This window comes from Vibrio sp. 10N.286.48.C11 (assembly GCF_041469805.1).
GTDB classification, from domain to species: Bacteria; Pseudomonadota; Gammaproteobacteria; order Enterobacterales; family Vibrionaceae; genus Vibrio; species Vibrio crassostreae_C.
On sequence record NZ_JBFRLK010000123.1, the window covers coordinates 1 to 6,239 of the forward strand.

4 protein-coding genes and 2 pseudogenes are annotated in these 6,239 nt (G+C 43.8%); 2 read left to right on the plus strand and 4 right to left on the minus strand.

Annotated features, from left to right (window positions below):
* Positions 1-14: 14 nt before the first annotated feature.
* A pseudogene (locus AB4209_RS21545) lies at positions 15-176 on the plus strand (RNA helicase); the annotation flags it as partial.
* A 140-nt stretch (positions 177-316) separates the two neighbouring features.
* Here the strand turns inward: AB4209_RS21545 and dbpA are convergent.
* The 4 genes and pseudogenes from dbpA to AB4209_RS21565 form a co-directional block, all read right to left on the minus strand.
* Positions 317-1,696, minus strand: coding sequence for an ATP-dependent RNA helicase DbpA (gene dbpA, locus AB4209_RS21550; protein ID WP_017064348.1), 1,380 nt, complete (start codon positions 1,694-1,696; stop codon positions 317-319).
* A 148-nt stretch (positions 1,697-1,844) separates the two neighbouring features.
* The gene (locus AB4209_RS21555; RefSeq protein ID WP_017064347.1) at positions 1,845-2,753 is read right to left on the minus strand and encodes an aldo/keto reductase family oxidoreductase; all 909 of its coding nucleotides are present in this window, start codon (positions 2,751-2,753) and stop codon (positions 1,845-1,847) included.
* A 217-nt stretch (positions 2,754-2,970) separates the two neighbouring features.
* Complete coding sequence (locus tag AB4209_RS21560; protein ID WP_372057322.1) at positions 2,971-3,549, minus strand: hypothetical protein; 579 nt, start codon at positions 3,547-3,549, stop codon at positions 2,971-2,973.
* 210 nt (positions 3,550-3,759) lie between these two features.
* Positions 3,760-3,873, minus strand: a pseudogene (locus AB4209_RS21565) (phosphate ABC transporter substrate-binding protein); the annotation flags it as partial.
* A gap of 97 nt (positions 3,874-3,970) precedes the next feature.
* On the opposite strand from AB4209_RS21565, the gene AB4209_RS21570 reads away from it, so the two are divergent.
* Positions 3,971-5,818, plus strand: coding sequence for a M3 family metallopeptidase (locus AB4209_RS21570; RefSeq protein WP_372057324.1), 1,848 nt, complete (start codon positions 3,971-3,973; stop codon positions 5,816-5,818).
* The last annotated feature ends 421 nt before the right edge of the window (positions 5,819-6,239 follow it).

The window sequence follows — 6,239 nt, forward strand, 5'->3', positions numbered from 1 at the left end:
CTTCGTAATCTTGCCCTGATCATACAAGCGATTTAGAATATGAGCTTTGTTATTTTGACGATGGATCAATAACCACAATCACGATATTCGTTCACAATCGACAGGAAGCGATGACTTGGTATCTTAGCGAAGGAAAACATATCAACGATCTTTATTCGATAAGACCCGATGAATAATGCTTTGGTATAGAGGACTAGGTCGATAAACCTAAGATAAGAAACTTAAGTGGCATTTTGTGGGACACCCTTTACTGCAATGCCATTAATTAGCAATGTCGTTAATTAGACATATCGCAGCAAAGGGATTCAGTCTCGAATTACTTCAGGATTCGGGCGCGGAATTGACGACCCTTCATTTTACCTGATTCGATTTTGTTCAGTGCTTTTTTAGCCACAGATCTTTCTACCGCTACGTAAGCACGCATTGCAAACAGATTGATCTTACCTACTGATTTACCATCAATGCCGCCTTGGCCCGTCAGTGCGCCAAGAATATCACCAGCACGAAGCTTAGCTTTCTTACCGCCATCAATTTGGATGGTAACCATGTTTGAGTAGTACGGCTTAGCAATTGGTTTTGCTGGCAGTTCAGATGGCTCGATTGGCATGTCCATGTACTCATCAATTTGAGCAACACGGTACATCTCTTTTTCGCTAAAGAAGCTGATCGCTACGCCTTTGCTTCCTGCACGGCCAGTACGACCAATACGGTGTACGTGAACTTCAGGGTCGCGAGACAATTCAAAGTTGAACACAGCATCTAGGTTATCAACATCAAGACCGCGAGCCGCAACGTCTGTCGCCACTAGAATCGAGATGGTTTTGTTTGAGAACTGAACCAAAGCTTGGTCACGTTCACGCTGTTCCATGTCACCATGAAGTTCGATAACACTGAAACCGCGGTGGCTTAGCTCATCGTTTACGTTCTGCACTTCTTTCTTAGTGTTACAGAACACAACCGCAGACTCCGGTTGGTGATGAAGTAACAGCAACTCTAGAGCGTCATCACGAGCTTCAGAACCTTCTAACTTGTAGAAGTGTTGTTGGATGCTTGAGTGATCGTGTGTTGATTCAACCTTCACCATTTCTGGATTGCGCATAATGCGGTCTGCAACAGATTTGATCTGTTTAGGGAAAGTCGCACTGAATAGCAGAGTTTGGCGTTCTTTTGGCGCCGCTTCAATCACAGCATCCAAAGCGTCTTGGAAACCCATCTCTAGCATGCGATCCGCTTCATCTAACACAAGTGTGTTCAGCTCAGACAGGTCAATGCGGCCTTTCTCTAGGTGATCAAGAATACGACCAGGTGTGCCCACAAGAATGTGTGCGCCATGCTCTAGTGAACCAATCTGTGGGCCCATTGGCATACCGCCACATAGTGTCAGCACTTTAATGTTGTGAATACCACGAGCAAGAGTACGAATCTCTTTTGCTACTTGGTCTGCAAGCTCACGAGTCGGACATAACACTAAAGACTGAACACGGAAACGCTTAACGCGTAGGTTCTGCAGCACGCCTAAACCGAAAGCAGCTGTTTTACCTGAACCCGTTTTACCCTGACCGATAACGTCCTTGCCATTTAGGATAGTAGGAAGACTTAACGCTTGGATCGGCGTCATTTCAGTATAACCAAGAGAATCTAACGTATTTAGAAGCTCTGGTTTAAGGGCGATTGAAGAGAATTTTGAAGTGCTCAATGGAAATATCCAACTGGTGAAAAACAGAGTGCATTATGAGTGTTTTTGAAAATTATTCCACCTTAATCACAGTTTTGGAGAAACATGTTAGGCGAACACAAAAAAGCCAGCTTACTTAGCTGGCTTTGACTTCTATACGAATTGCTTTCTATGGCACACCGTGACCTTTAGATGCCACCCATACGCGATACCACTGTTCGCGCGTCAGCTCGATTTTCAGTGCATCAACGGCCGTCTTCACACGCTCAATCTTACCAGAACCAATAATTGCAATTGGACTAGATGGTAAACGACGAACCCAAGCGTAAATCACTTGATCAATGCTGTCTGCACCGACTTCTTGACGAATCGCCTCTAGCTCATCACGAACGCGAACCGCTTGCGCTGAATCACCACTGAAGATGCTACCACCACCGAGACAAGACCACGCCATCGGGCGAATGCGGTTCATCTGCAGTTGATCTAGCGTGCCATCATGAGCCACTTCGAAGTTCAATGGGTTGATTTCAACTTGGTTGGTCACTAACGGCTTACCGAGTCGAGATTGAAGCAGTTCGAACTGACGCGGTGAAAAGTTAGAAACACCGAAGTGCTTAACTTTACCTACTTTGTGTAGCTCTGCGAACGCTTCTGCTACTTCATCGGCATCCATTAACACGTCAGGGCGGTGAATCAACAATACATCGATATCGTTAACACCTAAGTGCTCTAATGAGTTATTTACTGATTGGTAAATATGCTGCGCGCTGGTGTCATAGTGATTGATCTTACGATCTGGAGTGTGGTCACCACATAGGTTGATATCGCACTTGGTGACGATTTGAATATCATCACGAAGGCTTGGTTCAAGCGCTAAAGCCTCACCAAACAACTTTTCACATTGGTAGTTACCGTAAATATCCGCGTGATCAACAGTTGTGATGCCAAGATCAATATGTTGCTTCAGGAAAGTCAGGCGTTGTTGCGGGGTCATGCCCCACTCTGCTGTACGCCAGTATCCTTGCACCAGCTCAGAAAGTTCTGGGCCTTGTGGCGCTATCGTTACTCTTGCAACCATGGGTTGTCTCCTTTATCAATACTGAACGTATCCTAATCTCGTTTTACCGAAGGCTCAACGTATAACAAATGGCAAAGCTAAACGCTTATTAAAAATGTGAGAGCCGCAGAAAAACGAACACTTAAATGAATTATAACTTGCTGTCTGCCCGCGAGCCGTTCTCCTGAAAGGCTTGTTTAACCTAATAAATAACGAAACTATCTATAAATTTGAGCAATTAAAAACGATTAAGTTCAACCATTAAGTTGTCACCATCACTCTGTAACTGAATCCAAGGAGAGGTAGAAGATAAGCTAGGCACATTCCATACACTCAGTTGCTCTGCTGAACCGTGAGGCGCGTTGATAAATTCGAACAGCTGTTTATCCACCTTATCGAAACCAACACCTTCATTTCGAGCTTGTTCGAGTTGAGCTGTAACATCGAATTCATCTTCACCAATACGAATTGAACTGAGAGCAAAGCCATCTTGGCGAAGGTATGCCTGAAGCTTTGTGTAACTTAGGTCCGAATATGGCAGGTTTAAGCGAACTGTTTCAACGCTTGAGTCGCCCAGTTCCAGTTCAACATACACATCCAGATCGTAATATTGGGTTAAGTCACTGCATAACAGCGTATCTTCGATCTCACCACAATCCATCAACTCGATGTCGTTAATATAGTTTTGAGAATTCGGCTGACTTGGGCTGCTGTTAAATACTGTTCTTAGCCACCAGCTTTCGGTTGCTTGCGCTGAAAATGAAATAGCATTGAGGGACAGCATTAGAGGCAAGATTAGAACTTGAAAGATTTTCATCGACTGGGCTTATTTAGCGCTATATGAAGTGTCCATTATACGTGACCAAACGACAAACAACTGCTCGAGTCGCAAATTTTAGGCGAAAAAAAACGGGCATACATGCCCGCTAGATAATTTCATCACCGAATAACGTAATCCGTCACGTTGAGAACCATTACGAAAGAGAGAATATCACTCTCCCACAACAGTTACAACATGACATACCCATTACTTGTAGCCACCTTCAATAGCAGGCTCTTCAAGCGACAATCTGACTTTGTTACGTTGAATAGCTTCTGGCGGTAAACTGATGAAGCCGTATTGGTTCAACACGCCTTGATGAAAAGGTAACTTCTATGCCGTTATACTTAACATCACAAAATACATTCAATGAATGTGTCATAATGTTGAAATTACTGGTTAAATTTCAAGGAATGTCATGACTGCAACGAACTATCTCAACCAATTGAATCAAAAGTATCTTGCGACTCATAAAGCGAAAGAAGACTTCTTTTGGGATACATATATGGGTATCAGTGACGACCACGATGGTTCGACACTCGCACAGACTCAGTGGACGGAATTTCTAAGCGCTGCCGAACAGATTACTGCTATCGAAACGCAACTTGCTGCTATCGATAAAATTCAAGATCCTCTCGAAAAAGAGAGTACACTAACAGGCTTGAATGGTTGGTTAGCGACCTTTAGATCTCACGCTATTGAGTCTGAGCAGTCACAGAAGCTCAAAGCCGATCTCATAAAGTTTGAGGCTGAACTGTTTGAGAAAAAGCAGAATCATGCGATGACTTACGTAAATGAAACAGGCGATGAAACGGAAGGGTCACTGCCTGTTTTAGGTTCAGCCGTTAGAAGTAATGGTAATGAACAAGTTAGGCTTTCTGCACATCAAGCATTATTAGATTTAGAGCAATGGCTGCTGGCTAACGGCTTTATTGAGCTGATCAAAAAACGTAACCAATTTGCTCAATCACTGGGGTTTAAAACCTTCTTTGATTACTCGGTGGTAAAAACCGAACAGATGACGACAGAACAACTGTTTACGATTCTGGATGACTTCGAAGCACGCACGCGTGATAGCCATCAACAAAGCCTAGCGAACTTAGCTAAGCAGAAAGGCAAAAGTGCACTCGAAGCTCATAACTTCACCTACTCTTTCGCTGGTGATGTTATGAATGACCTTGACCCGTATGTTCCGTTCTCAAAATCATTAAGACGCTGGATAGAGTCTTTTGGTCGCCTCAACATTGAATACTCTCAAGCGACATTGAAACTCGATTTACTTGATCGCAAAGGAAAATACCCTAATGGCTTCTGCCATGGCCCTATCCCTTCTTTCTATGACCAAGATGCTTGGGTTGCGGCCCAAGTTAATTTCACTAGCAACGCTAAGCCCGATCAAATAGGCAGTGGCTATGATGGGATTAACACACTATTTCACGAAGGTGGTCACGCGGCGCATTTTGCTAATGTAAAAATGAACGCCCCTTGTTTCTCTCAAGAGTTTGCGCCGACTTCGATGGCTTATGCTGAAACACAATCCATGTTCTGCGACAGCTTGTTAAATGACGCTGACTGGCTAAAACAGTACGCTCTAAATGCGGACGGGCAACCTGTGCCAGATGATCTAATTAAAGCCATCATCGACAATAAACAGCCCTTCCGAGCTTACCAAGAACGCAGCATTCTTGTGGTTCCATATTTCGAGCGAGCCCTGTACGAATTAGCTGATGAAGACCTCACGCCTGAAAAAATCACGGCACTTGCTCGTAGCAGTGAAAAGGCAATTCTTGGATTGTCTTGCAGCCCTCGTCCACTGATGGCGATCCCTCACTTATTGTCTGATGAAGCATCTTGCTCATACCAAGGTTATCTATTGGCTCATATGGCGGTGTATCAAACACGAGCTTATTTCACCGACAAGTTTGGTTACTTAACAGATAACCCAGAGATCGGGCCTTTGTTGGCGAAACACTATTGGCATAAAGGCAATAGCGTGAACCATAACGGTACAATCGAAAGCCTGACTGGGGAAGGTTTTAATGCCAAATATCTCGCTGACGAGTGTAACTTATCGCCAGAGGAGGCTTGGGCGATTGAGGAGCAAAAAATCAAACAGCTGTCGACAAGAGAACGTGCACCAGTCGCGGATTTGAATGCGAAGGTATCGATCGTTGATGGAGCAACTGAATTAGCGAATAATGCAAAGTCGAATGACCAAATGTGTGATGATTTTGAGCACTTTATTATTGAGCAATACGGTCGATAGATTGAGTTTTAATGCTAATGAAAAAGGCAAAAATGAGTAGTGACATAACTCATTTTTGCCCCATTCCAATTCGGGATGCATGTCTGTCACACTTCAAGGCTAGCCATTTGGCCTACATTTTCTAACCAGTGCAGTGTCTAGTGAAGTGCGGGCTAACCAAATGGCTCTTTCCTTAGTTGTTCACTACCAGATCATTGGTTTGGGTCACCCGCAGCCCTATAGAGTCTCTAGTTTTACTAGATCACACTTTGTTATATATCTCTAAGCTCGCACCTTCAATGGAATAGCCTGACTCGACCCCTATGTCATCAGAAATTACTGTTTCTGTTTTCAAGGTTCCTGTGATGTAAACGATATCCCAAAGGTCTTTATACCAATCCGGAAAATTAACTGATCAGGTCAATCCAATCTCTTGTACACA